The 25,181-nt window shown below is 68.3% G+C and carries 21 protein-coding genes; 3 read left to right on the top strand and 18 right to left on the bottom strand.

Annotated elements, in window-relative coordinates:
* Positions 1-24: 24 nt before the first annotated feature.
* The 6 genes from mmsB to rsmA form a co-directional block, all read right to left on the bottom strand.
* Positions 25-1,377, bottom strand: a complete 1,353-nt coding sequence (gene mmsB / locus MRBLMX7_RS16045; RefSeq protein ID WP_363369993.1) for a multiple monosaccharide ABC transporter permease — start codon at positions 1,375-1,377, stop codon at positions 25-27.
* Positions 1,374-2,894, bottom strand: coding sequence for a multiple monosaccharide ABC transporter ATP-binding protein (mmsA, locus tag MRBLMX7_RS16040; protein WP_363370969.1), 1,521 nt, complete (start codon positions 2,892-2,894; stop codon positions 1,374-1,376). The genes mmsB and mmsA overlap by 4 nt, the downstream gene beginning before the upstream one ends.
* Before the next feature lie 154 nt (positions 2,895-3,048).
* Positions 3,049-4,089, bottom strand: coding sequence for a LacI family DNA-binding transcriptional regulator (locus MRBLMX7_RS16035; RefSeq protein ID WP_363369991.1), 1,041 nt, complete (start codon positions 4,087-4,089; stop codon positions 3,049-3,051).
* 79 nt (positions 4,090-4,168) lie between these two features.
* On the bottom strand, positions 4,169-5,101 hold the full coding sequence (locus tag MRBLMX7_RS16030; RefSeq protein ID WP_363369989.1) for a 4-(cytidine 5'-diphospho)-2-C-methyl-D-erythritol kinase: 933 nt from the start codon (positions 5,099-5,101) through the stop codon (positions 4,169-4,171).
* A 78-nt stretch (positions 5,102-5,179) separates the two neighbouring features.
* The gene (mgrA, locus tag MRBLMX7_RS16025) at positions 5,180-6,247 is read right to left on the bottom strand and encodes an L-glyceraldehyde 3-phosphate reductase (RefSeq protein WP_363369987.1); all 1,068 of its coding nucleotides are present in this window, start codon (positions 6,245-6,247) and stop codon (positions 5,180-5,182) included.
* A 9-nt stretch (positions 6,248-6,256) separates the two neighbouring features.
* Positions 6,257-7,126 (bottom strand): 16S rRNA (adenine(1518)-N(6)/adenine(1519)-N(6))-dimethyltransferase RsmA, encoded by an 870-nt coding sequence (rsmA, locus tag MRBLMX7_RS16020; RefSeq protein ID WP_363369985.1) that lies wholly within the window; start codon positions 7,124-7,126, stop codon positions 6,257-6,259.
* A gap of 54 nt (positions 7,127-7,180) precedes the next feature.
* Between rsmA and MRBLMX7_RS16015 the strand changes: the two genes are divergently transcribed.
* Together MRBLMX7_RS16015 and MRBLMX7_RS16010 are read left to right on the top strand one after the other, a co-directional pair.
* Complete coding sequence (locus tag MRBLMX7_RS16015) at positions 7,181-8,431, top strand: MFS transporter (protein WP_363369983.1); 1,251 nt, start codon at positions 7,181-7,183, stop codon at positions 8,429-8,431.
* Between the two features lie 113 nt (positions 8,432-8,544).
* Entirely contained in the window at positions 8,545-10,869 is a 2,325-nt protein-coding gene (locus tag MRBLMX7_RS16010; RefSeq protein WP_363369981.1) for a DUF4143 domain-containing protein, read from the top strand.
* Between the two features lie 42 nt (positions 10,870-10,911).
* On the opposite strand, the gene MRBLMX7_RS16005 is transcribed toward MRBLMX7_RS16010, so the two are convergent.
* From MRBLMX7_RS16005 to MRBLMX7_RS15965, 9 genes are all read right to left on the bottom strand, one after another.
* The gene (locus MRBLMX7_RS16005; protein WP_363369979.1) at positions 10,912-11,787 is read right to left on the bottom strand and encodes a TatD family hydrolase; all 876 of its coding nucleotides are present in this window, start codon (positions 11,785-11,787) and stop codon (positions 10,912-10,914) included.
* Positions 11,788-11,811: 24 nt separating this feature from the next.
* A complete protein-coding gene (gene metG / locus MRBLMX7_RS16000; protein WP_363369977.1) occupies positions 11,812-13,401 on the bottom strand; it encodes a methionine--tRNA ligase in 1,590 nt (529 codons plus the stop codon).
* Between the two features lie 37 nt (positions 13,402-13,438).
* Complete coding sequence (locus tag MRBLMX7_RS15995) at positions 13,439-14,980, bottom strand: molybdopterin-dependent oxidoreductase (RefSeq protein WP_363369975.1); 1,542 nt, start codon at positions 14,978-14,980, stop codon at positions 13,439-13,441.
* Positions 14,981-15,043: 63 nt separating this feature from the next.
* Positions 15,044-16,213 carry a glycoside hydrolase family 1 protein gene (locus tag MRBLMX7_RS15990; RefSeq protein WP_363369973.1) on the bottom strand — a complete coding sequence of 390 codons (1,170 nt, stop codon included), beginning with the start codon at positions 16,211-16,213 and terminating at the stop codon, positions 15,044-15,046.
* A gap of 32 nt (positions 16,214-16,245) precedes the next feature.
* Complete coding sequence (locus tag MRBLMX7_RS15985) at positions 16,246-17,973, bottom strand: ABC transporter ATP-binding protein (RefSeq protein ID WP_414685108.1); 1,728 nt, start codon at positions 17,971-17,973, stop codon at positions 16,246-16,248.
* Entirely contained in the window at positions 17,970-18,893 is a 924-nt protein-coding gene (locus MRBLMX7_RS15980; RefSeq protein ID WP_363369969.1) for an ABC transporter permease, read from the bottom strand. The genes MRBLMX7_RS15985 and MRBLMX7_RS15980 overlap by 4 nt, the downstream gene beginning before the upstream one ends.
* Positions 18,890-19,870, bottom strand: a complete 981-nt coding sequence (locus MRBLMX7_RS15975) for an ABC transporter permease (RefSeq protein ID WP_363369967.1) — start codon at positions 19,868-19,870, stop codon at positions 18,890-18,892. The genes MRBLMX7_RS15980 and MRBLMX7_RS15975 overlap by 4 nt, the downstream gene beginning before the upstream one ends.
* Positions 19,867-21,531 carry an ABC transporter substrate-binding protein gene (locus MRBLMX7_RS15970; protein ID WP_363369965.1) on the bottom strand — a complete coding sequence of 555 codons (1,665 nt, stop codon included), beginning with the start codon at positions 21,529-21,531 and terminating at the stop codon, positions 19,867-19,869. The genes MRBLMX7_RS15975 and MRBLMX7_RS15970 overlap by 4 nt, the downstream gene beginning before the upstream one ends.
* Before the next feature lie 130 nt (positions 21,532-21,661).
* On the bottom strand, positions 21,662-22,105 hold the full coding sequence (locus MRBLMX7_RS15965; RefSeq protein WP_363369963.1) for a MarR family winged helix-turn-helix transcriptional regulator: 444 nt from the start codon (positions 22,103-22,105) through the stop codon (positions 21,662-21,664).
* 55 nt (positions 22,106-22,160) lie between these two features.
* On the opposite strand from MRBLMX7_RS15965, the gene MRBLMX7_RS15960 reads away from it, so the two are divergent.
* Complete coding sequence (locus tag MRBLMX7_RS15960) at positions 22,161-22,529, top strand: VOC family protein (protein WP_050722726.1); 369 nt, start codon at positions 22,161-22,163, stop codon at positions 22,527-22,529.
* Between the two features lie 32 nt (positions 22,530-22,561).
* Here MRBLMX7_RS15960 and MRBLMX7_RS15955 read toward each other — a convergent pair whose 3' ends face one another.
* Genes MRBLMX7_RS15955 through rsmI form a run of 3 tightly spaced genes read right to left on the bottom strand, consistent with a single transcriptional unit; the run spans position 22,562 to position 25,150 of the window.
* Complete coding sequence (locus MRBLMX7_RS15955) at positions 22,562-23,656, bottom strand: LacI family DNA-binding transcriptional regulator (RefSeq protein WP_363369960.1); 1,095 nt, start codon at positions 23,654-23,656, stop codon at positions 22,562-22,564.
* A 58-nt stretch (positions 23,657-23,714) separates the two neighbouring features.
* The gene (locus tag MRBLMX7_RS15950; protein WP_363369958.1) at positions 23,715-24,332 is read right to left on the bottom strand and encodes a class I SAM-dependent methyltransferase; all 618 of its coding nucleotides are present in this window, start codon (positions 24,330-24,332) and stop codon (positions 23,715-23,717) included.
* A complete protein-coding gene (rsmI, locus tag MRBLMX7_RS15945; RefSeq protein ID WP_363369956.1) occupies positions 24,329-25,150 on the bottom strand; it encodes a 16S rRNA (cytidine(1402)-2'-O)-methyltransferase in 822 nt (273 codons plus the stop codon). Before rsmI ends, MRBLMX7_RS15950 begins: the two co-directional genes overlap by 4 nt.
* Between the last annotated feature and the right edge of the window lie 31 nt (positions 25,151-25,181).

Raw genomic sequence — 25,181 nt, 5'->3', positions numbered from 1 at the left:
GCGTGCTGTGCGCTGTGGAACCGCTTACTTTCCGCTCGTCTTGTCGACGGGTGGGGCCTGATAGGTCTTGTTGGGCTCGAACGTCTCGGTCGCGGCCTCCTGCTGGCGGAAGCGACGCGTCATGAAGCCGATGATCGACGGGCGGCCCTGCTGCTTGTTCCAGACGTCGATGCCGACCGCGATCAGGAGCACGAGACCCTTGATCATCGAGACGACGTCGGCACCCTGACCGAGCAGTGCGAGGCCGTTGTTGAGGAAGGCCATGACGAGACCACCGATGATCGAGCCGATCACGGTGCCGATGCCGCCCGCGACGGCCGCGCCGCCGATGAACACCGAGGCGATCGCGTCGAGCTCCCAGCCGGTGCCGTCGTTCGGGCCGGAGGCCTGCGAGCGGGCGACGAAGATCATGCCTGCGAGCGCTGCCATGACCGACATGTTCATCATGACGAAGAAGTCGACCCAGCGGTCCTTGACGCCCGACAGACGCGCCGCCTGACGGTTGCCGCCGACCGCGTAGATGTGACGACCGAACACGGTGTTGCGGGTGACGAACGAGTAGATGATGACGAGCGCCAGGAGGATGAGTCCCGGAACCGGGAAACTCGTGCCGGGACGACCGGTCGCGAACATCCATCCCGCGGCGAGAACGACGACCGAGAGGAGCACGACCTTCACGGTGCTGACCCAGACCGGCGCGCTCTCGGAGCCCATCTTGTGCTGGACGCGGCGCGTGCGGATCTCCCAGAAGATCAGCCAGACGACGGCGAGCAGCGCGAGGATCATGGTCGGCACGTTGAACGGCAGCGGCAGGCCCACCTCGGGGAGGTAGCCGGTGCCGATGTACTGGAAGCCCTTCGGCACCGGGATGGTCTGCGCGTCGCCGATCCACTGCTGAGCGCCGCGGAAGAACAGCATGCCGGCCAGGGTGACGATGAACGCCGGTACCCCGACATAGGCGACCCAGAATCCCTGCCAGGCGCCGACCAGAGCTCCCACGCCGAGGCCGAGCACGATCGCGAGCGGCCAGGGGAGGTTCCACTCGGCCATCGACTTCGCGACGATGATGCCGGTGAAGGCGGCGACCGAGCCGACCGACAGGTCGATGTGGCCCATGATGATGACCATCACCATGCCGATCGCCAGGATAAGGATGAACGAGTACTGGTTGATGACGTTGATGACGTTGCCCGGGGTCAGCGTCGCGCCGTTCGGACCGTTGCGCAGCAGCGTGAAGATCTCGAACAGCACGATGATGACGATGAGGCTGCCGAGGATGCCGAACTGGCGCAGTGTCGAGGTGCCGTTGCTCCCGAACATCTTGCGGATGTCGCCGAAGTGGAAGCCGCGCTTCGTTGTCGTGAGGTCGGTGGTCATGCGGATGCTTTCTGGGTCGCGGAGGTCATGCTGCGCATGAGGGCCTCGGGTGTGGCCTGATCGGCGGGGATGCAGTCGGTGACCCGACCTTCGAAGACGGTGTAGATGCGGTCGGAGATGCCGAGCAGCTCTGGCAGCTCGCTCGAGATCACGATGACGCCCTTGCCCTGAGACGCGAGCTCGTTGATGATCGCGTAGATCTCGTACTTGGCGCCGACGTCGATGCCGCGGGTGGGCTCGTCGAGGATCAGCAGGTCGGGGTCTGTGAACATCCACTTCGCCAGGACGACCTTCTGCTGGTTGCCGCCCGACAGCTTGCCGACGCCCTCCTCCACCGACGGGGTCTTGATGCGCAGCGCCTTGCGGTAGCGCTCGGCGACCGAGAACTCCTCGCGCTCGTCGACGACGCCGCGGTGGGTGATCTTGCCCAGCTTGGCGGACACGATCGACCGTTTGATCGTGTCGAGCAGGTTGAGCCCGAGCACCTTGCGGTCCTCGCTCACGTAGGCGAGACCCTGCTTGATCGCGGTGGCGACGTCGGGGATCACGACCTCCTGGCCGTCCTTGATGATCGTGCCGGACTGGAAGTTCCCGTAGGAGCGGCCGAACAGGCTCATCATGAACTCGGTGCGACCGGCGCCCATGAGGCCGGCGATGCCCACGACCTCGCCCCGGCGGACATCGATGCTGGACCCCTTGACGACCATGCGCTCGGCGACGGAGGGATGCTGCACCCACCAGTCCTTGACCTCGAAGAAGACCTCGCCGATCTCGGGCGTACGGTCCGGGTACCGGCTCTCGAGCGAGCGGCCGACCATGCCGCGGATGATCCGGTCCTCGTTGATCTCGCCGCGCGAGATGTCGAGGGTCTCGACCGTGCGTCCGTCGCGGATGATCGTGATCTCGTCGGCGATCTGCTCGATCTCGTTGAGCTTGTGGCTGATCATGATCGACGCGATGCCCTTGGCCTTGAGGCCCAGGATCAGGTCGAGCAGGTGCTGCGAGTCGTTCTCGTTGAGCGCGGCGGTCGGCTCGTCGAGGATCAGCAGCTTGACGTCCTTGTTGAGCGCCTTCGCGATCTCGATGAGCTGCTGCTTGCCGACGCCGAGCGTCTTGATCGCGACGTCCGGGTCCTCCTTGAGCCCGACGCGGGCGAGGAGCTCGATCGCGCGCTGCTTCTGCGCCTGCCAGTCGATGCGGCCGAAGCTACGGATCTCGTTGCCGAGGAAGATGTTCTCGGTGACGGAGAGCTCCGGGATCAGCGCGAGCTCCTGGTGGATGATCGCGATCCCGGCCTGCTCGCTCGCGGCGATGTCCTTGTATCGCTGCTCCTCGCCGTACAGCAGGATGTCGCCATCGTAGGAGCCGTACGGGTAGACGCCGGAGAGGACCTTCATGAGGGTCGATTTCCCGGCGCCGTTCTCGCCGCAGATGGCGTGGATCTCCCCCGCACGGACGGTGATCGAGACGTCAGACAGTGCCTTGACGCCCGGGAACTCCTTGGTGATGCTGCGCATCTCCAGGATGGGGCCTGACACGACCGGCAACGTTGCTGTGGTGCTCACGGTTCTTCCTCGCTACGTGCGGTCACGTGCGATGTGACCGTTCACATTGGTATATGTAACTCCGGTGGATGGAACGATGTCAAGTCCGACCCGCGAATTCGTGTCGTTACCGTGACACGTGCGCGACGCGGGCGACGTGGGGACCCGCGGACTCCCGATCGCGGAGCGATGCCTGCACGGGACCGAAGACCGGAGACTGCTCCCCACGGATCTGCGCGAGCAGGATCCGCACGGCTCGGCGGCCCAGCTCCGTGAAGTCCTGATGAACGGTCGTCAGCGTGGGAGCGACGTGCGCCGCGACGGGGATGTCGTCGAACCCGACGACGCTGACGTCGTCGGGCACGCGGATCCCCGCATCCCGGAACCCGTGCAGGAGCCCGATCGCCATGAGGTCGTTCGCGGCGAACACGGCGGTGAAGTCGCGTCGGCGCGACAGCTCCTGCCCCGCGAAATAGCCGAAGTCCGCGGTCCAGTCGCCGCGGATCGGCGGGAACGTGGGGAGGTCGGCCTCACGCAGGGCGTCGAGGTATCCGCGCATGCGCGACTCGGCCTCGATCCAGTCCTGGGGTCCCGCGAGATGCAGGATGTCGGTGTGCCCGAGTCTGATCAGATGCTCGGTCGCCGCCCTCGCACCCGCGACCTGATCGGCCGAGAGGCTCACCCCATCGGACCCGGAGGCGGTCTGCAGCGTGACGAACGGGAAGTCGACGGCCATCCCCCGCAGAACGTGGAACACGCGCACCTGCGGGGCGAGCACGACGATCCCGTCGACCTGCTCCCGCTCCAGCTGCCGCACGGCGCTGCCGATCGCCTCGGGCGACGTCGCCGGCAGGTTCAGGGTCGAGACGGAGTACCCCTCCTCGCGCGCCGCCTCCTCGATCGAGGCGATCGACGACGTCGGGCCGAACTCCCCGATCGTCGCGGACAGCACCCCGAGCATGTTCGACCGGCTCGTGACGAGCGCCCGCGCGGCGAGGTTGGGGCGGTAGTCCAGCACCGCGATCGCGTCGAGCACCTTGGCCTTGGTCTCGGGTCGGATGCTCGGGTGGTCGTTGAGCACGCGGGAGACCGTCTGGTGCGAGACCCCGGCGAGGCGGGCGACGTCGCGGATGCTCGGAGAGCGGGCACGGTCGGAGGCGGTGGACATCACGCCTCCTCGCATGTGCACGGTCACATCGTCACACCATTATGGCTCTCCGACGCGCTCGGCGCACCTCGGAGACGGCTCAGGAGAGGATGCGCGCCCCCGGCACCGGGCCGTGCACGTGGAGGGACTCGATCCCCTGGCCCCGGAGCGTGTCCTGCACTACACGGGCGGCACCCGGGTCCGCGCACAGCAGCGCGACGGTCGGTCCGGAGCCGGAAACGATCCCCTGCAGGGCGCCCGCGTGGATGCCGCGCAGGATCGTCGTCTCCAGCTCGGGACGCTCGTGCAGGGCGGCTTCCTGGAGGTCGTTGTAGATGCTCTCGGAGAGAAGCACGGGGTCGCCGGAGCGCAGCGCCTGGAGCACAGGGATGGGGACGTCGAGCGAAAGCGGCGGGTCGTCGGCGAGGGCGCCCTCGTCGTCGCGCAGCTCGTCGAGGCGCGTGTAGACGAGCGGGGTCGACAGTCCGCGGTCACTCGGCACCAGCACCCAGTCGAAGCGCCCGCGGGCAAGCGCCGGGTTGAGCTGATCGCCGCGCCCCGTGCCCACCGCGGTGCCGCCGTGCAGCGCGAACGGCACGTCCGCCCCGAGACGCGCGGCCAGTTCGTGCAGACGCGCGTTCGAGAACCCGGTCCCCCACAGCGCGTCGCACGCCACGAGCGCGGCCGCGGCGTCGGCCGATCCCCCGCCCATACCGCCGGCGACCGGCACGCTCTTGCGCAGCTCGAGCGCGACACCGCCCCCGTAGTCGGCGGCGGCGGCGAGCAGCTTGGCAGCCCTCATCGCGAGGTTGCGATCGTCCAGCGGCACACTGTCGGGATCGTCCACGCCCGACACCGTGATCGAGAAGTCGTCGGCGTGACGCGCGATCACGTCCTCGTACAACGACACCGCCTGGAACACCGTCGCCAGCGCGTGATACCCGTCCTCGTGACGGCCGCCCACGCCGAGGTACACGTTGATCTTGCCCGGGGCGCGGACGTGCACGGATTCGGCGGAGGCGGCGAAGGTCATGACGGGATCACAGAGATCGTGCCCGGCGCACGGACGTGCACAGAGTCAGCGGAGGCGGCGAAGGTCATGGCGGGACTGTCAGAGCTCCGTGGAGGTCGCCCAGAGGTCGACGTCGATGGAGCCGGAGAGCTCGTCGATGCGCGACAGCTCCTCGTCGGTGAACGCGGGGCCGTTCACCGCCGCGATGTTCTCATCGAGCTGCTCGGGCCGCGAGGCGCCGATCAGCGCGGAGGCGACGACCGGGTTGCGCAGCGTCCACTGCAGCGCCAGCTGCGCGAGGCTCTGACCGCGATCACGGGCGATCTCGTTCAGCGACCGGAGGATGCGCACGGCCTCGTCGCTCAGCGGCGCGTCCGGCAGCGAGCCGCGCTTCTGCGCACGGTCGGCGGTGCCGTCGCCGAGGTACTTGTCGGTGAGCAGGCCCTGCGCGAGCGGCGTGAACGCGATCGCGCCGAGGCCCGATTGCTCGAGCGTCTCGGCGAGCCCGTCCTCGACCCAGCGGTTGAGGATCGAATACGCGGGCTGGTGGATCACGAGCGGCGTGCCGAGCTCCTTCGCCACGGCGACGGCCTCGGCCGTGCGCTCCGCGCTGTACGAGGAGATGCCCACGTACAGCGCCTTGCCCTGGCGCACCAGGGTGTCGAGCGCTCCGACGGTCTCGGCGATCGGCGTCACGGGGTCGACGCGGTGCGAGTAGAAGATGTCGACGTAGTCGAGGCCCATGCGGGTCAGCGACTGCTCGGCGCTCGCCAGGATGTACTTGCGGCTCGCGAAGTCGCCGTAGGGTCCGGGCCACATGTCCCAGCCGGCCTTCGACGAGATGATGAGCTCGTCGCGGTAGGGGCGGAAGTCTTCGGCGAAGATGCGCCCGAAGTTCTTCTCGGCCGAGCCGTACGGCGGCCCGTAGTTGTTGGCGAGGTCGAAGTGCGTGATGCCCCGGTCGAACGCGTGGCGCAGGAGCGCGCGCTGGTTGTCGAGCGGGATGTTGTCGCCGAAGTTCCACCACAGACCCAGCGAGATGGGCGGCAGGTAGAGGCCGGATGAGCCGACCTGGCGGTAGTCGAACTGCTGGTAGCGGCCCTCGTCGGCGGCGTACGGGCGGTGGAGTTCGGGGACGTTCGGGCGGAAGCGCGGAGAGTCGGTCACGGTGCCAGATTAGTCCGTGCTGGCGGTGGCGCCGACCCGGGCGACCTCCTGCGCAACACGCTGGTAGTCGTCGACCGTGAGGTCCTCGCCCCGGGCGGTGGGGGCGACGCCGGCGGCGATCAGCACCTCGGATGCCGCCGCGGAGCCGCCGAGCAGGCCCGAGAGTGCCTGCCTCAGCATCTTGCGCCGCTGGTTGAAGGCCGCGTCGACGATCGCGAAAGTGCGACGCCGTTCGTCCTCGGAACCGCGCTCGCCCTCGGTGCGGTCGAAGCCCACGAGCAGGCTGTCGACGTTGGGCGCGGGCCAGAAGACCTGACGGGACACGTTTCCGGCGAGCTTCCATTCGCCGTACCAGGCGGCTTTGACGCTGGGCGAGCCGTAGATCTTCGAGCCGGGCTTCGCGGCGATGCGCTCCGCGACCTCGGCCTGCACCATCACGACGCCGCGCCGCAGATAGGGGAACGTCTCGAGGAAGTGCAGGAGGACCGGCACCGAGACGTTGTACGGGAGGTTCGCGACGAGCACGGACGGCTCTCCCGGCAGCGCGGTGACCCGCAGCGCGTCGGCATCCACGACCGTGAGCCTCTCGGGCTCGACGCCGTGCTCGACCGCGGTCTGCGGCAGCCGGGCGGCGAGCCGATGGTCGATCTCGACCGCGGTCACCGAGGCCCCGGCTTCGAGGATCGCGAGGGTGAGCGAGCCGAGGCCCGGTCCCACCTCGACCACGCGCTCCCCCGGCTGGACCCGAGCGGCGTGCACGATCTTGCGGACCGTGTTGGCGTCGACCACGAAGTTCTGGCCGAGCTTCTTGGTGGGGGTGACATCGAGCTCGGCGGCGAGGCGGCGGATCTCGGAGGCGCCGAGCAGCGTGACGGTCATGTGTCCATTGTCCCCTACCCCCTGGATGTCCCCCGCCCCCACTACTCTTCAGTGATGCCCTCTCTCGGTGAACTCGTCGCGCCCCGCCGCATGGGCAGGGACTTCCGCTGGCTGCTCGCCTCGTCGTGGACCAGCAACGTCGGCGACGGCGTCGCCCTCGCCGCCGCCCCGCTGCTGATCGCCTCGATGACCTCCTCGCCGCTCCTCGTCGCCTCGGGGGCGATCCTGCAGTTCCTCCCGTGGCTGATCTTCGGGCTGCACGCGGGCGCGATCGCCGACCGCTTCGACCGCAGACGCCTCGTGATGGTCGCGAACGCCGCGCGGGCCGTCGTGCTCGCCGCGCTGTGCGTGTTCCTCGTGACGGGCACGGCGAACATCGGCATCGTCCTCGCGGTGGCCTTCCTCTACGGGACGGCCGAGGTGTTCGTGGACACCGCGGGGAGCACGCTGCTCCCGATGCTCGTGAAGCCCGCCGACCTCGGCATCGGCAACGCGCGCCTGCAGGCCGGGTACCTCGTCGCGAACCAGTTCGCCGGCCCGCCGCTCGGCGCGTTCCTGTTCGCGGCGGGCTCCGCATGGCCGTTCCTCGTCGAGGTGCTCTGCGTGACGCTCGCGATCGTGCTGATCTCGCGGATGGCGCGCACGCCCGTCCCGCCGCGCGAAGCCGCCGCAGACGGCGACTCAGCCTCGCGCTCGCCCGTGCACACCGACATCGCCGAGGGTCTGCGCTGGTTGTGGCGCAACCCACCCGTCCGGATGCTGGTGATCATCATCCTCGTGTTCAACGTGACCTGGGCGGCGCCCTGGGGCGTGCTCGTGCTGTACGCCACGGAGCACCTCCAGATGGGCGCGATCGGCTACGGCGCCCTGACCACGGCGTCGGCCGCCGGCGGCATCCTCGCGACCGTGAGCTTCGGCTGGCTCGAGCGGCACGTCTCGTTCGCGACGCTCATGCGGGTCGTGCTGTCGCTCGAGGTGCTGATGCACCTGGCCTTCGCGCTCACGACCACCGGGTGGGTCGCGCTCGTCATCATGGTCGTCTTCGGCGCGTACGCGTTCGTGTGGGCGACGATCTCCACGACCGTCCGGCAGCGTCTCGTGCCCGCCGAACTCCAGGGCCGCGTCGCTTCCGTCAACATGGTCGGCGTGTTCGCCGGTCTGGTGATCGGCCAGGCCCTGGGCGGGGTTATCGCGCAGCTCTGGGGCCTGACCGCGCCGTGGTGGTTCGCCTTCGCAGGATCGGCTCTCACCCTGCTGCTCGTGTGGCGTCCGATCTCGCAGATTGTGAGCGCGAGGCCTGCATAAAAAAAGTACATGGCGTGTTGTAATAAAAGTACTACTGGGGTACTTTGTTGGTCATGGTTGCATACGTTCACCGCCTAGTCGGAGATCGACTACGTCGCACATCAGAGCCGCCGGTGCTGATCCTGGAAGGTGCTCGCGCTGTCGGAAAATCGACCATGATGCGCCAACAACTTCAGCAAGAGCGTGACTACGACTACGTGTCTTTCGCCGACGAAGCGACGCTACGCAGAGCCGAGGAGGACGTCCGTGGATGGCTCGCGCGGCTGACACGGCCGACCATCATCGATGAAGCGCAACTGCTGCCGTCGCTACCGCTTGCGCTGAAGGAACACACGGACGCCCTGTCCACGGACAATCAGTTCGTGCTGACAGGTTCTGCATCCATCGGCCGCAAGGGCCTGGGCGGTGCCGACCCGCTCACGCGCAGAGCACAGCGAATGACGATGCATCCGCTGACGCGATGGGAGTTGGCGGGACACCCTGGATCGCTTGTCGACCGGCTCTTCGACGGTGAGATTGTTCCAGGTACCTACCGGCAAGAAAACGATCGTCAACTACTTGACCGTTTGAGGATCGGAGGGTTTCCCCTCTACGTCTTCCCGAAGAGCGTCCTCACCCGAGGAGACCTCCGCGGGCGCCTGGCCTCTGACCTCACGATGATCCTCTCGGACGAAGTCATGCCGGACATCGGATTCAACGTCGTCAAAGCGCGGTCGGTTCTCGACGCCCTGCTACGACGTCCGGGAGGGATTCTCAACGCGACGGATCTGGGACGACAACTCGATTTGGACAAGCGCACCGTCGAGAGGCACATCGATGCGTTCGGACGGTTGTTCCTTCTTCAATGGCTGCCGAACCTCGCCACGGAAGGGCGACGACAGAGCTTCTCGCGAGCGAAGATCCATGCGTCCGATATCGCGTTCGCGGTGGATGCTTTGGAGCGGTCAGGTATCGACATCCTTGACCAGCGCGAGTACTTCGGTCAACTGCTCGAGAGCCATGTCGTGAACGAGCTGCGCGCACACGCCGAGTGGGCAGACGTTCGGACCATGGCCCACTACTGGCGTAAAGCGAGTGCGACCAACCCCGAGGTCGACCTGGTCTTCACCGACGACATGCAGCGACACGTAGCAATCGAGATCAAAGCGTCGACGAGAGTCTCGTCGGCGGATGCAGCAGGTATTCGCGCGTTCCGCGCGTCTCGCGGGCTTCACCGCGGATTCGTCTTCTACAGGGGCTCGGAGATTTTGGCCATAGACGATGATGTCTGGGCAGTGCCGTTCTCCCTCCTCGACGATGTGAGCAGCTTCGGGCCGACGACCCGATCGAGCGGGCCGGCCCCCGAGCGAGAGGAACTCATCATCAACAGCCCTGCCCCGCGGAGTTCCCGCGATGATTTCGACGCATCACTCTTCGTCAGCTACGTTCACGCCGACAACGACGCCCAGAAGGGAAGGATCATCAAGTTCGCGCGAGATCTTGCGGAGACCTACTCCTTCTTGTACGGCAGGGATCTCCAGATCTTCATCGATAGGGACGACATCGGGTGGGGTGACGACTGGCGCAAACGGCTCGGCAACGAGATCGCGTCCACAGCATTTCTTCTCGCGAACGTGACCCCTCGGTACCTTCGCAGTCAGGCGTGCCGACAGGAGGTGCTGGACTTCGCCAGCGCAGCTCGAGCAGCAGGTGAGCCGCGGCTGCTGTTGCCGCTGCTCTGGGTCGACATCGATGCGACTGATGTCGTCCCGAAGGACGATCCTGTCCGCCAACGTCTCCTCGATACACAGTGGATCGACGTGAAGGCGGTTCGCGCACTACAGCCCGACAGCATCGAGTATGAGCAACTCGTGGAGCGAGTCGCGATACGACTGCGGAGCACGCTCGAGGCTCGAAACGCGCCGGGCAAGATGAGCGAGCCAGCCGCTGAGGAACCGGACCTCATCGACCTCGTCACCTCGATGAACGGTCACCGTGAACAATTGGACGAGGCGGTGCGGGCATTCACGTCCTCTTTCGACGAGATCGGGTCCGCGTTCCGCGCCGAGCCGCTACCGCAGACGGCGGACATGCATGCAGCGTCTACTGTCTTCGCCCGTATCGGCCAGCGGCTTGAAGAGCCGAGCGCTAGTCTCATTGCGGCAACCGAAGAACTCGGCGAAGCCTGGCAACGCGTCGACAGTGACATCTCAGAGTTCGTCCGTCTTGCTTCGGCCTTTCCACGTGCGACGAGGGAAGAGCTCAGCGAGTCTCTCGCAGGACTGTCACGAGCGCTCGATCAGCCTGGCATCGACCAGATGGAGACCATCGTGAACATGATGAGCGGAATCTCGAGGCAGTTGCGACCGACCGGAAGAGCGCTGGGTGGGGCACTGCAGTTGGTCCGCGGCATCAGCGGATCGGCCCAGGCCTGGCGCACTGCGCTTGAAGCTCAATGACGTCGGCCGTCGACAGATTCCCGAGCCTCGGCCTAACGATGCTCAGTCGAACGAGCCATAGACCCTCAGGGTGTTCGCGGCCAGCTGCGCGCACAGCTCGTCGACGTCGATCCCGAGCTCGACGGCGATGAAGCGCACCGTGATCGGCACGAGGTACGGCGCGTTGGGGCGACCGCGCAGCGGTGTCGGCGTGAGGAACGGCGCGTCGGTCTCGACGAGGATGCGGTCGAGCGGCGTCACCGCGAGCGCGTCGCGCAGGTTCTGGGCGTTTTTGAACGTGACGTTGCCCGCGAACGACAGGTGATAGCCCGCATCCGCGCACACCCGCGCCATCGCGTCGTCGCCCGAGAAGCAGTGGAACACCGTCGTCTCCGGCGCGCCCACGCGGGCGAGCGTCTCGAGCACCGCGTCGTGCGCGTCACGATCGTGGATCTGCATCGCGATCCCGTGCTTCTTCGCGAGCGCGATGTGCGCCTCGAAGGACGTGAACTGCGGGCCCCGGCGCTCGGGCTCGGTGCGGAAGAAGTCGAGCCCGGTCTCGCCGATCGCCCGCGTGCGCGGGTGCCCCGCGAGCTCGTCGATCACCGCGAGCGCCTCATCGAGACGCCCCTCCTCGGCGTAGGCCGGGGCGTCGTTCGGATGGATTGCGACCGCGGCCAGCACTCGACGGTCGGACGCGGCGGCCTCCACGGCCCAACGCGAGGACTCGATGTCGCCCGAGGCCTGCACGACGCCGGCGATCCCCACCGCCTCCGCACGATCGAGCTGCTCGATCAGCGACAGCGGCTCGTCGCCGTCGAGGATCTCGAGGTGCGCGTGGTTGTCGTAGACCGGGACGGCGAGGGGCTCGGGAGCTGCGGGATACCGCAGGTCCTTGCGTCCGTCGCCGTCCCGGCGCTGCACGTAGGTCTCAGGCATGGCTGTCACAGGCGGGAGACGCGATCAGGCCTGTTCGACGCGCGGGAACAGCGGCGCGAGGCCGTTGACGCTCGTGCCCGGCTTCAGCACGCCCCACGCCCCGGCCTCGCGGATCGGCTGATCCTGCAGACGCCCGAGCGTCTCGGCTGCGCCCAGCGCGATCCACAGCTTCTCGGTCGACACCGGCATGACAGGCGACAGCAGCACCGCGAGCGCGCGCAGACCCTCTGCGCACGTGTAGAGCACGGTGCCGAGGCGCTCGCGCTGCGCGTCGTCACCGGCGGCGGCCTGCTTGGCGAGCGCCCACGGCTCGTTCGTCGTGATGTAGCCGTTGAGCGCGTCGACGACCGTCCAGATCGCCCGGATCGCCTCATCGATGCGGAACTGCTCGACCGCGGCATCCGCATCCGTCGTCGCACGCGCGACGAGACGCTGGATCACGAGATCCTGCTCCAGGTACTCTGCGGGCGGTGGCACGACACCCTCGAAGTACTTCTCGATCATGGCGGTCGTGCGCGACGCGAGGTTGCCGAAGCCGTTCGCGAGCTCGGCCTGATAGCGCGCGGCGAGGTCCTCCCACGAGAACGACCCGTCCTGGCCGAACGCGATCGCCGAGAGGAAGTAGAACCGGTAGGCGTCCGAGCCGAAGACGTCGGTGATCTCGGTCGGCGCGATGCCGGTGAGCTTCGACTTCGACATCTTCTCGCCGCCCACGAGCAGCCAGCCGTGCGCGAACACACCCTTGGGCACGTCGACGCCTGCGGCCATCAGCATGGCCGGCCAGATCACGGCGTGGAAGCGGAGGATGTCCTTGCCGACCACGTGGTACGCGGGCCAGCGGCGGTCGAACGTCTCGGGGTCGTCGCCGTACCCGACCGCTGTCGCGTAGTTGAGCAGCGCGTCGACCCACACGTAGATGACGTGGGACGGGTCCCAGGGCACCTCGATGCCCCAGTCGAACGCCGAACGCGAGATCGAGAGGTCCTTGAGACCCTGCCGCACGAACGAGACGACCTCGTTGCGCGCGGACTCGGGACGGATGAAGTCGGGCTGCGCCTTGTAGAGCTCGAGCAGGCGGTCCTGGAACTCGCTGAGCTTGAAGAAGTAGTTCTTCTCCTGCAGCAGCTCGAGCGGCTTCGAGTGGATCGCGCACACCTTCAGCCCCTCGAAGGGACCGGTGCCGTCGAGGATCTCGGACTCCGGCTTGAACTCCTCGCAGCCCACGCAGTACAGCGCCTCGTACTCGCCCGCGTAGATGTAGCCGCGGTCGTAGATCGCCTGCACGAACTTCTTGACGCGCTCCTCGTGCCGCTCCTGCGTCGTGCGGATGAAGTCGTCGTTCGCGACGTCGAGCGTCTTCAGCAGCGGGAACCACGCCTCGGTCACGAGCTTGTCGACCCACTCCTGCGGGGTCACGTTGTTCGCCGCCGCGGCACGGAGCATCTTCTGTCCGTGCTCGTCGGTGCCCGTCAGCATCCAGGTGTCGTCGCCGCCCTGGCGGTGCCAGCGCGCGAGCGCGTCGACCGCCACCGAGGTGTATCCGTGGCCGATGTGGGGCACGTCGGACGGATAGTAGATGGGCGTCGTGATGTAGAAGGATTCGCCTGCGGGCATGGATCGATTCTAGGCGCGATGACGGGGGCGGTTACGCTCAGCCCACGCTCACGTCGATGCGGTGCCAGCCCTGCGCGCCGTCGGGAGCAGGCGGAGCAGGATCGGAGGTCTGCGTGTCGCCGTCGGCGCTGATCGCGCGGCACTCGATGCTGTGCGACCCGCTGTCCGCGGTCCACGGCAGCCGCCACTGCACCCACGTGTCGGCCGAGATCGCGGAGGCGAGTTCCGCCTGCTGCCACGAGCCGCCGTCGATGCGCACCTCGACGCCCTCGACCCCGACGTGCTGCTGCCAGGCCATGCCCGCGATCACGGCCTCGCCCGGCTCGATCCGCTGTCCGCGCCGAGGCACGTCGATGCGCGACTGGAGCTTGACCGGACCGTGGTCCGACCAACCGCGCGTCGTCCAGTAGGCCGTCTTGCGGTCGAACCGCGTGACCTCCAGATCGGTGACCCACTTCGTCGCCGACACATAGCCGTAGAGACCGGGCACCACCATCCGCACCGGGAAGCCGTGCTCGATCGGCAGCGGCTCGCCGTTCATCCCCACCGCGAGCAGCGCGTCCCGATCGTCGGTGAGCGCCTCGATCGGCGTGGAGGCCGTGAACCCGTCGGAGGAGGTGGAGAGCACCATGTCGGCGTCCGGGTCGACCCCTGCACGCGCGAGAAGATCGCGCACGGGATGACCGAGCCAGAGGGCGTTGCCGATCAGCGATCCGCCGACCTCGTTCGACACGCACGCCAGCGTCACGTGCGACTCCTGCATCGGCAGGGCGAGCAGTTCATCCCAGGTGATCTCGACCTCGCGCTCGACCATGCCGTGGATGCGCAGCCGCCAGTCGCCCGGATCGATACGCGGGACGACGAGGGCCGTGTCGATGCGGTAGAACTCGGTGTTCGGGGTCACGACCGGTGCGAGACTCGGGATGCCGAGGTCGGCGGTCGCGGGGACCGGAGCCGCCGGGCGCGTGGCCTGCGGCAACCGGAGCGCATCGCGGACCGCCTCGATCGAGCGGGTCGCTCCGCGCGCGACGTTGCCCACGATCAGCGCCGCGACGCCCGCGGCCGCGACGCCCGCGGTCCAGAGCAGGAACCGCCGTCGCTCCTCGGAGTCGGTGCGCACGTACGGGATCGGCTGCACCGTGCGCATGAGCAGCCGCAGCGCGACCACCGCGACGACCCCCGCGACCAGCCCGGGCAGCCACGCGAAGGGACCGGCGCCGGGACGGGTCATCGCGACGATGAGCGCGAGCGCTCCGAGCGCGCCGAGGACAACCGAGCCGAGCCCGCCGCGGCGTGCCTCCAGGATGCCGGACAGCACCGCGACACCTGCGAGCACGATCGCGATCCCCGTGATCAGGGCCGCCTTGTCGCCGGTGCCGAACAGCGCGATCGCGGTGTCCTTCGCCCACGCGGGCGCGAGGTCGATCAGTCCGCTGCCGATCACGGCGACGGGACTCGCGGCCGGTTCGACGACGGCCGCGACGAGCTCACCCGCGCCGACCGCGAGCACGGCGGCGCTCAGCCCCGAGGCGCCCGCCCGGAGGCGGCCGCCTCGACGCGCCGTCATGACATGGGTCATGGACCGAGCGTAACCCCGGCGCGACAGTCCAAGGGCCGTCGGACCCTCGGACGACCTGGCGACTCAGAGCGCGTTGCGTCGTGCTACGCTGCCGAGCCACTCGAGCGACGGCTTCGGCGACCGCTCGAAGGTCTCGCGGTCGAAGCCGATGAGCCCGAACGTCGGCCGGTAGCCGCTCGCCCACTCGTAGTTGTCGAGCGCGCTCCAGTGCTGATAGCCGCGCACCTCGACGCCGTCGGCGATCGCCCGGTGCAGACCCTCCAGCGCGCCCTGCGTATAGGCGACGCGTCGGGTGTCGTCGGCCGTGGCGATGCCGTTCTCCGTCACGAGCACTGGCACGCCTCCGCTGCGCTCCCACGCGCTGCGCACACCCATCTCGAGCGCCTCGGGGAAGAACTCCCAGCCGGTGAGCGTGGTCTCCACATCGGATGAGACGGGCCGCGGACCCTCGGGACCGATGAACGTGCGGGTGTACGCCTGCACGCCCACGAAGTCGTCGCCCGCCGACTGGTCCAGATACCAGTGGTCGCGCGGGTCGCCGTACTGCGCCAGCATCTCGTCGGCTCCGGGCTCGCCGGTCGAGTGGAACGCCTGCGTCGCGATGGTCCATCCCGCCTGGATGCCGGGCTTCGAGTGCAGGATGTCCGAGGCGCGGTGGTGCGCGTCGAGCAGCGTGTCGGCGACGGCGAGGTCGGGATTCGGGAGGCCGTAGGCGACGAGGTTCGCGGCGTCCTCTCCCCCGGCGAGCATCGCGGCGATGTTCGGCTCGTTGATCGTGCACACGTAGGTGACGTCGTCGAGGATCGGCAGCACGGTCTCGACGTAACGTGAGAAGAGGTCGACGGCATCCGACGCGCGCCAGAACCCGTCCTTCTGGAACCACTGCGGCACCGTGAAGTGCATGAGCGTCACGGTCGGGTCGAGCCCCAGCCCGAGGGCCGTGTCGATCATGCGGCGGTAGTGGTCGACCATGGCCCGCGAGATGAACCCGCGCTCCGGCTCGATCCGCGCCCACTCGACCGAGAAGCGGTACGAGTTGAGGCCTGCGGCGGCGAGCAGGCCCATGTCCTCGGGGTAGCGGTGGAAGTGGTCGGCGGCGTCTCCCGAGGGCTCCACCATCGGCGAGTCCGGAGCGTGCTCCATCGTCCACCAGTTGCTGGTCGTGTTGTTCCCCTCCACCTGGTGGGCGGCGGTGGCCGCTCCCCAGAGGAAGCCGTCAGGGAAGGTGAGCACGGTGCGCTCCTTTCTTTCTCTCGCGCTTCGTTCTAGCGCGCGATGCGTGCGGGGTTGGGCACGGCATCCAGCAGTTGGACCGTGTACGCGTCCTCCGGATGCTGCAGCACCTCGGCGGTCTCGCCGCGCTCGACCACCCGCCCGCTGTTGAGCACGAGGATGTTCTCGGTCACGAGTCGCGCGCTCAGCAGGTCGTGCGTGATGTAGAGCATGCTGATGCCCCAGCGTTCACGGAGATCCTCGAGCAGTGCGAGCACCCCGGCGCGCAGCGAGACGTCGAGCATCGACACCGGCTCGTCGGCGATCAGCACCTGCGGATCGCTCGCGAGCGCGCGGGCGATCACGACGCGCTGCCGCTGCCCGCCGGAGAGCTGGTGCGGGAGCTTGGCGGCGAACTGCTCGACGGGAGTCAGCCCCACCGTCTCGAGGAGCTCCAGCACGCGCGCACGCGCCTCCGCACCGCGCAGCGAGGTGTAGTTGCGCACCGGACGGCTGAGGGCGTACTCGACCGTGTGCAGCGGGTTGAGCGCGGCATAGGGGTCCTGGAACACCATCTGCACGTCCTTGCGCAGGTCGCGCAACCCCTTCCTTCCGAGCGAGGCGACGTCGACGTCGCCGAAGCGCACGGTTCCCTCGGTCGGCTTCTCGACCCCCGTGATGAGCTTCGCGAGCGTCGACTTGCCCGACCCGGAGGCACCGACGAGCGCGAGCGCCTCGCCGGGCTCGAGGCGGAACGAGACGTCATCGACCGCCACCACCGGCTTCTCGCCGCGACGCGGCGGGGCGTAGCGCTTGGTCACGCCGTCGACGACGACCGCGGCGTCCGCGCGACGGGTGTCGCGCTGCGACACGGTCGGCACGGTCTCGGTCACATCGGTGCGGGAGGTCCCCTCGCGCCGCCGGGTGCCGAGGTCGACGAACCCCGGGATCGAGATCGACTCGGCCCGCGGGTCGGCGTAATGGCTCAGCAGCATCCGTGTGTACTCATCCTGCGGGTGGTGCAGGATGTCGAGGCTCGGCGCGTCCTCGACGATCTTGCCCTCGTGCATGACCATGACCCGGTCGGTGGCCTCGAGCACGATGCCGAGGTCGTGGCTGATGAGGATCGCGGTGAAGTGCTCGGAGTGCTGCAGCTCCTTGATCGTGTCCATGACGGCGTGCTGCACCAGCACGTCGAGAGCAGTCGTCGGCTCGTCGAACACCATGAGCTGCGGCTCCAGCGACAGCGCGAGGGCGATCGAGGTGCGCTGGCGCATGCCGCCCGACAATTCACCCGGGTAGCGCGACAGCACCGCGGGGTCGAGTCCGACCTTGCCGATCAACTCTCGTGCTCGGACCTCCCGCTCCTCGCGCGGCACGTGGCCGTGCGCCGCGAAGATGTCGCGGAAGTGGTTGCCGACCGTGCGCACGGGATTGAGCGCGTTCATGCCCGACTGCAGCACCATCGCGAAGCCGCCCTGGCGCTGACGTCGCAGCTCCTCGGCATCCAGCTCGCGGATGTCGCGGCCGCCGAACAGGATGCGTCCGCCGCTGATGCGCGCCGGCGGCTTCTGCAGCCGGGTGAGGGCGAACCCGAGTGTCGACTTGCCCGAGCCCGACTCGCCGACGAGTCCGACGAACTCGCCGCGACGCAGCGAGAACGAGACGCTGTCGACCGCCGTCACCGGGGTGGCCCCGGGCGAGGCGTACTCGACCGAGAGGTCCTGCACGTCGAGGAGGATGTCGCTCGTGGTCGTGGTCTGAGGTGCCATGGCGCTCATCGCCCCTTCCCTTCCCGGAGGCGCGGATTGGAGATGCCGTCCACGCCGAAGTTGATGAGTGTGAGGCTCAGCGCCAGCAAGGCGATGCACAGACCGGGGGCGAACAGCAGCAGCCACTGCCCTGTGAGCAGCGAGTTGGAGTTCTGCGCCCAGTAGAGCATGGTGCCCCAGCTGACGATGCTGGAGTCGCCGAGACCGAGGAACTCGAGTCCGGCCTCCGCGAGGATCGCCGCCGTCGCCGCCCCGAAGAGCGTGCCGGCGATGATCGACGTCATGTTCGGCAGGATCTCGCGGAACACGATGCGCGCCCGACTGTCGCCCGAGAACTGCGCCGAGGTGACGAAATCGTTGCCGCGCAGCGACTGCGTCTGGCTGCGGAGCACCCGCGCGCCCCACGCCCAGCCGGTCACCACGATCACGGCGATGATCATGAGGATGCCGCCGTTCTGCAGGTACGCGGCGATCACGATCATGAGCGGGAGGCCCGGGATCACGAGGAAGAGGTTCACGATGAAGCCGATGACCTCGCCCGCGAAGCCGCGCATGTACCCCCAGCTGAGACCGATCAGCACCGCGACTATGGTCGAGAGGATGCCGGCCGCCAGGCCGACCAGCAGACTGATCTGCGAGCCGTAGATGAGCTGGCTCAGCACGTCCTCGCCCGCGGCGGTCGTCCCCAGCCAGTGCGCGGCCGAGGCGTCGGCGTTGCGCTCGAAGGAGTTGTCCTTGGGGCCGTAAGGCGCCAGCAGCGGAGCGAACACCGCGACCAGCACGAACAGGCCGAGGATGATGAGGCCGAGCCGTGCCTTGCCGTTGGCCCACAGCGTGCCCACCATGCGGCCGAACGCGCGCCACGGGCTGGGCGCCGCGATCCGCTCGGTGGGGACTTTCACGTTGATGGTCGTGTCTCGAGTAGTCATCGGCGAGTCCTTGGGTCCAGCACCCCATACAGGATGTCCACGAGGAAGTTGGCGATGAGCACGCTCACGGTGATCATCAGGAAGAGCGCCTGCATGAGCGGGTAGTCCTGCCCGATCACGGCGTTGAAGAGGAGGTATCCGATACCGGGGTACTGGAACACCTGCTCCACGAGGATGGACCCGCCGACCACGCCGCCGAGCGTGAGCCCGAAACCGGTGAGGTTCGGCAGGATCGCGTTGCGTGCCGCGTACCGCAGGGCGATCGTGCGACCGCGCAGACCGTTCGCCTCGGCGAAGGTCACGTAGTCCTCGCCGAGCGTGTTGATCATGGCGTTGCGCATGCCGATGATCCAGCCGCCCAGCGAGGTGAGCAGGATCGTCAGCGCCGGCAGCACGGCATGCCGGGCCAGGTCCGCGATGAAGTCGCCTGTGAAGCCGGGCGTGGTCGTCGCGGCGTAGGCCCCGGTGGTCGGGAACCAGTGCAGCACATAGCCGAGGAAGAACAGCAGCAGCAGCGCGGTCCAGAAGTACGGGAAGGTGCTGAGGAACGACCCGGTCAGCGTGGGCAGCGAGTCGAGCCAGGTGCCGCGGCGCCAGGCCGCCGTCACGCCGATCAGCGTGCCGATCACGAACGCGAGGATCGTGACGATGCCGACCAGGCCGATCGTGTACGGCAGCGCTGTGGAGACCATGCTCGACACGCTCTGCGGATAGAACGTGTACGAGACGCCGAAGTCGAGCCGCGCGACCTGACCGAGGTAGGACACGTACTGGTCCCACAGCGATCCGGTCGGCACGCCGAGCTGCGCCTCGATCGCGGCGCGGGTCGCATCGGTGACGGGACCGTTCTGCGCGAGCTTCGCGATCGCCGCGTCGGCCGGGGAGCCCGGCATCATGCGAGGGAGGAAGAAGTTCAGGGTGACCGCGGCCCACAGCGTGAGCACGAACAGGCCGACCTTCTGCAGGACGTACTTCACTGGTCGTCTCCCTTCACGCGCTCGAGCCGGGTGAAGATCATGAGCGGTGCCGAGTCGTAGTTCTGCGGGATCATGTACGGGTCGTCGGCCGAGGGCCACCCGGTGAACTTGGCGTCGTTGAACAGACCCCAGCTCCCTCCGTAGTAGAGCCCGATCACCGGGAGCTCGTCGTACACGACGTTCTGGAGCTCGTGCGCGATCTCCGTCTGCCGTCCGGGGTCGATGGTCTCGCGGTACTCCGCGAGCAGCGCGTCGACCTCGTCGGACCGGTACCGCTCGAAGTTGTTCGCGGTGGCCTCGCCCGAGGGGACGTAGAACTGGCTCGACAGCAGGTTGTTGTAAGCCTGGTAGACGTCGCCGCCGCCCATGCCGCCGATCGCCATCTCGAAGTCGCCGTTGCTGATGGCGCTCTGATAGCCGGCGGGCTGCGGGAGCTTGAGGCTCACCTTCACGCCGACTGCGGCGAGCTGACGCTGCACGGCCTGCGCGGCGCGCGTCCAGTCGGAGTAGCCGTTGGCGGTGGTGAGCGAGAACTCGAGCTGCTCGCCGTCGGGACCCACGAGGCGGTCGCCGTCGAGCGTGTAGCCCGACTCCGCGAAGGCCGCGAGCGCGGCATCCGCATCCTGGGTGATCATTCCTCCGTCGGGGATCGACGGGTCGAGGTACTCCTCCTGGTTGGGGAGGATGAGACCGGTCTGACCGGCGGGCTCCATGTATCCCTCGGATGCCGTCTCGGCGATCTCCTCGCGGTCGAGCGCGAGCGCGATTCCGCGCCGGACGTTCACGTCGTCGAAGGGAGCGACCTCGAGGTTGGGCAGCAGCGCGATCACGCCGACCGGCGGGAACCACCACTCGTTGTTCGGGCTCGCGGCACCCCAAGTTCCCTCCACATCCGAGATGAAGGAGTAGGACCAGTCGTAGCCGCGGGTCACGGTGTCGAGCTGCGTGTTGGTCGAGGGCAGGATGATGTGCTCGATCTCGATCTTGTCGGCCTGCCAGTAGTCGGGGTTCTTGTCCATCGAGTACTGCTGGTCGTTGTAGTTGCCGAGCACGAACGGTCCGGTGCCGACCGGGTTCTCGTTGCGGAAGGTGCCGGGATCCTCGACGTCGGCCCAGATGTGCTCGGGCACGATCATCGTGAGCCCGAGGATGGGGAGCGCGGGGGCGTCGTCGCTCTGCAGGTGCATGATCACGTCGTCGCCGTCGACCTCGACGCTGTCGAGGTGCTGCCACGCGCCCTTAATGTCGAGAGAGGGGTTGTCCTTCAGCAGCTGGAACGTGAAGGCCACGTCGTCGGGGGTCAGCTTCTCGCCGTCGGACCAGTCGACGTCGTCGCGGATCGTCATGACGACGGTGCGGGCGTCGGGCTGCGACCACTCGCTTGCGAGCCACGGGTTGAGCGAGTTGTCGAGCGGGTTCACGAGGATCAGCGGTTCGTAGATCCACCGCGACGCCGTGCGCGTGTTGGTCAGGTAGGGGTTGAAGTTCCGCGTGAAGAACGGGTTCCCCTTGTCGGCGTTGATGAGCATCGTGTCATCGCCGATGGACGGGTCAGGCTGCGAGCTGATCTGGATGCTGCATCCGCTGAGCACCACGGCCGCCGCCGCCAATCCCACGATCGCCGCTCTCCGCCAGCGCCGGAGCATGTGCGTCTTCGCCACGCTTCCACCTCATGTCGTCTGTGTCATGAAGGGTCCCCGGGTCAGGGACGCCCTGCGACCGAAGCCGCATGAGCGAGTGTAAGCGCATACATTTACGGAATGCAACCCCTTGACGCCGATGCCGGGGTCCTCAGTCGGATGCTCGCAGTGCGACGATCATGCTCCGCAGGCTCTGCAACGCAGCCTCGCGCTCCCGCTCGGAGAGCCCGGCGAGCATGCGCACCTCGACCGCGCGGACGGCAGCGCTGGCGCGTTCCAGAGTGCGCCTTCCCTGCGCGGTCAGCCGGGTCGGAAGCGCCTTGCCGACCGGGGCATGGTCGGGGCGCGTCACAGAGCCGTCGCGCTCGAGCGCCTGCAGCAGGACGTTCATCGACTGCCGGGTCACGAACGCACCTCTGGCGAGCTCCGAATTCGACAGACCGGGCCTCTGGGCGAGCAGTTCGAGGCACGAGTAGTGCGTGATCGTCATGCCGAACGGACGCAGCGCGTCCTCCATGGCGGCACGGAGGGCGCTCGACGCCTCCTTGAGCAGGTAGCCGAGCGAGGTGTCCAGATCGATCATGTCTTGACCCATGTCAGTAGTCTGACATACGCTTTGTGTCAGATAACTGACATGAAAGGATGACCACATGCCCGTCACCGGTCCCGACTTCGTCTCCCTCCAGGTGCGCGACCTCCCCGCATCCCAGGCCTTCTACGAGACCTACCTCGGCCTCGAGCGCTCCCCCGCCGGTCCCCCGCACGCCGTCGTGTTCACGACCTCGCCCATCGCCTTCGCGCTGCGGGACGTCGTCGAGGGCACCGACCTCGACGCGGCCCCCCACCCCGGAATCGGCGCCGCGGTCTGGCTGCACGCGACCGACGTGCAGGACATCCACGACGCCCTCGTCGCAGACGGCCACGAGATCGTATCGGCGCCGATCGACGGCCCCTTCGGCCGCACGTTCACGCTCGCCGACCCCGACGGCTACCGGATCACCCTGCACGACAAGGCCTGAGCTGGCTGAGCTGGTCCGGGCTTGTCGGGCGCTCAGGACACGCGGGAGCTCTCACGCACCAGGATCTGCAACGGGAGCCGGACGGTCATGGGCTCGGCGTCGGGCTGTTCCAGGCGCCGTGCGAGCAGCTGGACGGCCGCGCGGCCGAGGTCGATCATCGGCTGCCGCACCGTCGTCAGCGCAGGACGCGCGAGCGCCGCGGCCTCGATCCCGTCGAAGCCCGTCACGCGCACGTCGTCCGGCACCCGCAGCCCCGCCGCACGGAAGGCATCGATCGCGCCGAGCGCCATCTGGTCGTTCGCCGCGATGAGCGCGCTCGGCGCTCCGCGCTCGACCAGCTCCGCCCCCGCGCGTCGCCCGGACTCACGCGTGAAGTCCCCGCGCACCAGGGTGACGGCATCCGCAGTCGCTCCGACCTCGGCGAGCGCGGCCGTGAAGCCCTCCCAGCGCTGAGCGCCGTCGGGCGAGTCGACAGGGCCGGCGAGATACGCCAGACGATCGGGTGCCGCGTCCCGCAGCACCAACCGGGTCAGCTCCGTCATCGCCTCGGCGTTGCTGACCGTGACATGGTCGTAGCTGTCGCCGCGCGGCGGTCCCGACAGCACCACCACCGGGATGCGCTGCGCGAGGCGTGCGAGCACATCGTCCGGAACGCTCTGCGCCAGCACCATGAGGCCGTCGACGCGTCCGGCGATGTCGCGCACAGTCTCCCGCGAGGGGTCGTCGCGCCCCACCCCGATCATGAGAACGAACCCGCGCTTCCACGCCTCCAGCTCCGCGCCTCGCAGCACCTCATCGAGGAACAGCATGGCCGGCTGAGGCACGTGGTCGTCCGATTCATGCCTTACCGTGAACGGCGGGGCCGGTCGATCAGCCAGCACGTCGAGCATCGGCGCATCCTCGGCCGCATCGAACCCCGGGAAGTAGAGACCCAGCACACCGGTGCGACGCTCAGCCAATCCCCGGGCACTCCCGCTCGGCACGTAGCCGAGCTCCGACACCGCGGCGAGGACGCGTTCGCGAGTCACCGGCCTTACGGCATCCGGCTGCCGCAGCACGCGCGACACGGTCGCGATCGAGACCTCGGCCCGCTCTGCGACGTCGTAGACCGTCGCCCTCCTGCTCACGCTGGCTCCTCCTCGGTCGCTCGCTCGGGTGTGCACCAGGGTAACCCGCGACGGGACATCAGACTCGACGGGCCACGAGCGCCCCGTGCGGACGCGCGCTGATCTCGCCGGGGACCCGCTCACGGCTCTCGCTGCGCTCGACGTGGAACCCCGCATCCGTCAGCAGCGCTCCCAGCGCGTCCGAGGACCAGAGGTACGCCGTGGTCACCGCGTGCGCGAACGGCTCGCGCGGCTCGCCGTCGAAGAAGCCGAGCAGGATCGAGCCGGCGGGGCGCAGGACGCGCGCGAACTCGGCCAGCACGAGCGGCATCTCCGTGGGCGACGTGTGGATCAGGGAGTACCAGGCGAGGATGCCGCCGAGCGAGGAGTCCTCGCAGGGCAGTGCATGGAACGATCCCACCTCGAACCGGATGCCGGGATGCCGAGATCGTGCCGCCGCGACGAAGGCGGAGGAGAGGTCGATGCCGTAGACCTCACCGCCGCCCTCCGCGAGGAGAGCCGCCCACTGCCCCGGGCCGCACCCGGCGTCCAGCAGCGACCCGGCCGTGCCATCGCGCCAGGCGCGGACCGTCACGATGTCCCGCGGGTCCATCTGCGCGAGGTCCCCGGCGAGCGCGGTGTACTCCGCGGCACGCGCGTCGTACGCCGCCGCGACCGCGCCCTCGGCCGGGTTCATCCGTGCCGCGCGGCGAGCGCCGCCTGGTACAGATCCCGCGAGGAGAGCCCGGTCGCGGCGGCGACCTCGCCGCACGCGTCCTTGAGGCGGATGCCGGAGGCGACGAGGGCCTGCACCTGGGCCAGGGCATCGTCCGGCGAGGCGGCGACGCGGAGTGCTCCCTCCACCACGATCACGATCTCGCCCTTGACCCCGGCCTCCGCCCACTCGACCAGCTCCGGCGCCGTCCCCCGACGGACCTCCTCGTAGAGTTTCGTGAGCTCCCGGCACACCGCGATGCGGCGGGCATCGCCGAACGCTGCGCCCATGTCGGCAAGACTCTGAGCGAGGCGGGCCGGGGACTCGAAGAACACCATGGTGCGCGGCTCGGTCGCCAGCGCCGACAGTGCCGAGCGCCGCTCCCCCGGCTTGCGCGGCAGGAAACCCTCGAACGTGAAGCGATCGGTCGGCAGGCCCGAGATCGCGAGGGCCATGAGCACGGCGCTCGGGCCGGGGATCGCCGTCACCGTCACCCCCTGGGCCACGGCCTCGGCGACCACGCCATAGCCGGGGTCGCTGATCGCCGGCATCCCCGCATCGCTCACCACCACCACGTCCTGCTCGGCGGCGAGCGCCACCAGTTCGGCGGCCTTCTGCTTCTCGTTGTGGTCGTGCAGCGCGATGAGCCGGGGTCGGTTCTCGATCCCCAGCGCCCGCAGCAGGTGCGCGGTCGTCCTGGTGTCCTCCGCGACGACGACCTCGGCGTTCTCGAGCACCTCGACGAGGCGGCGCGACACGTCGCCCAGGTTTCCGATCGGCGTGGCGGCGAGGATGATCACCCGCCCAGCATAGGCGGGTTGTCTAGGCTGG

Source organism: Microbacterium sp. LMX7-1.2, from assembly GCF_040675935.1.
GTDB lineage: Bacteria > Actinomycetota > Actinomycetes > Actinomycetales > Microbacteriaceae > Microbacterium.
The sequence above is the reverse complement of the archived record's forward strand: the minus strand, read 5'-3'. Positions and strand labels throughout refer to the sequence as shown.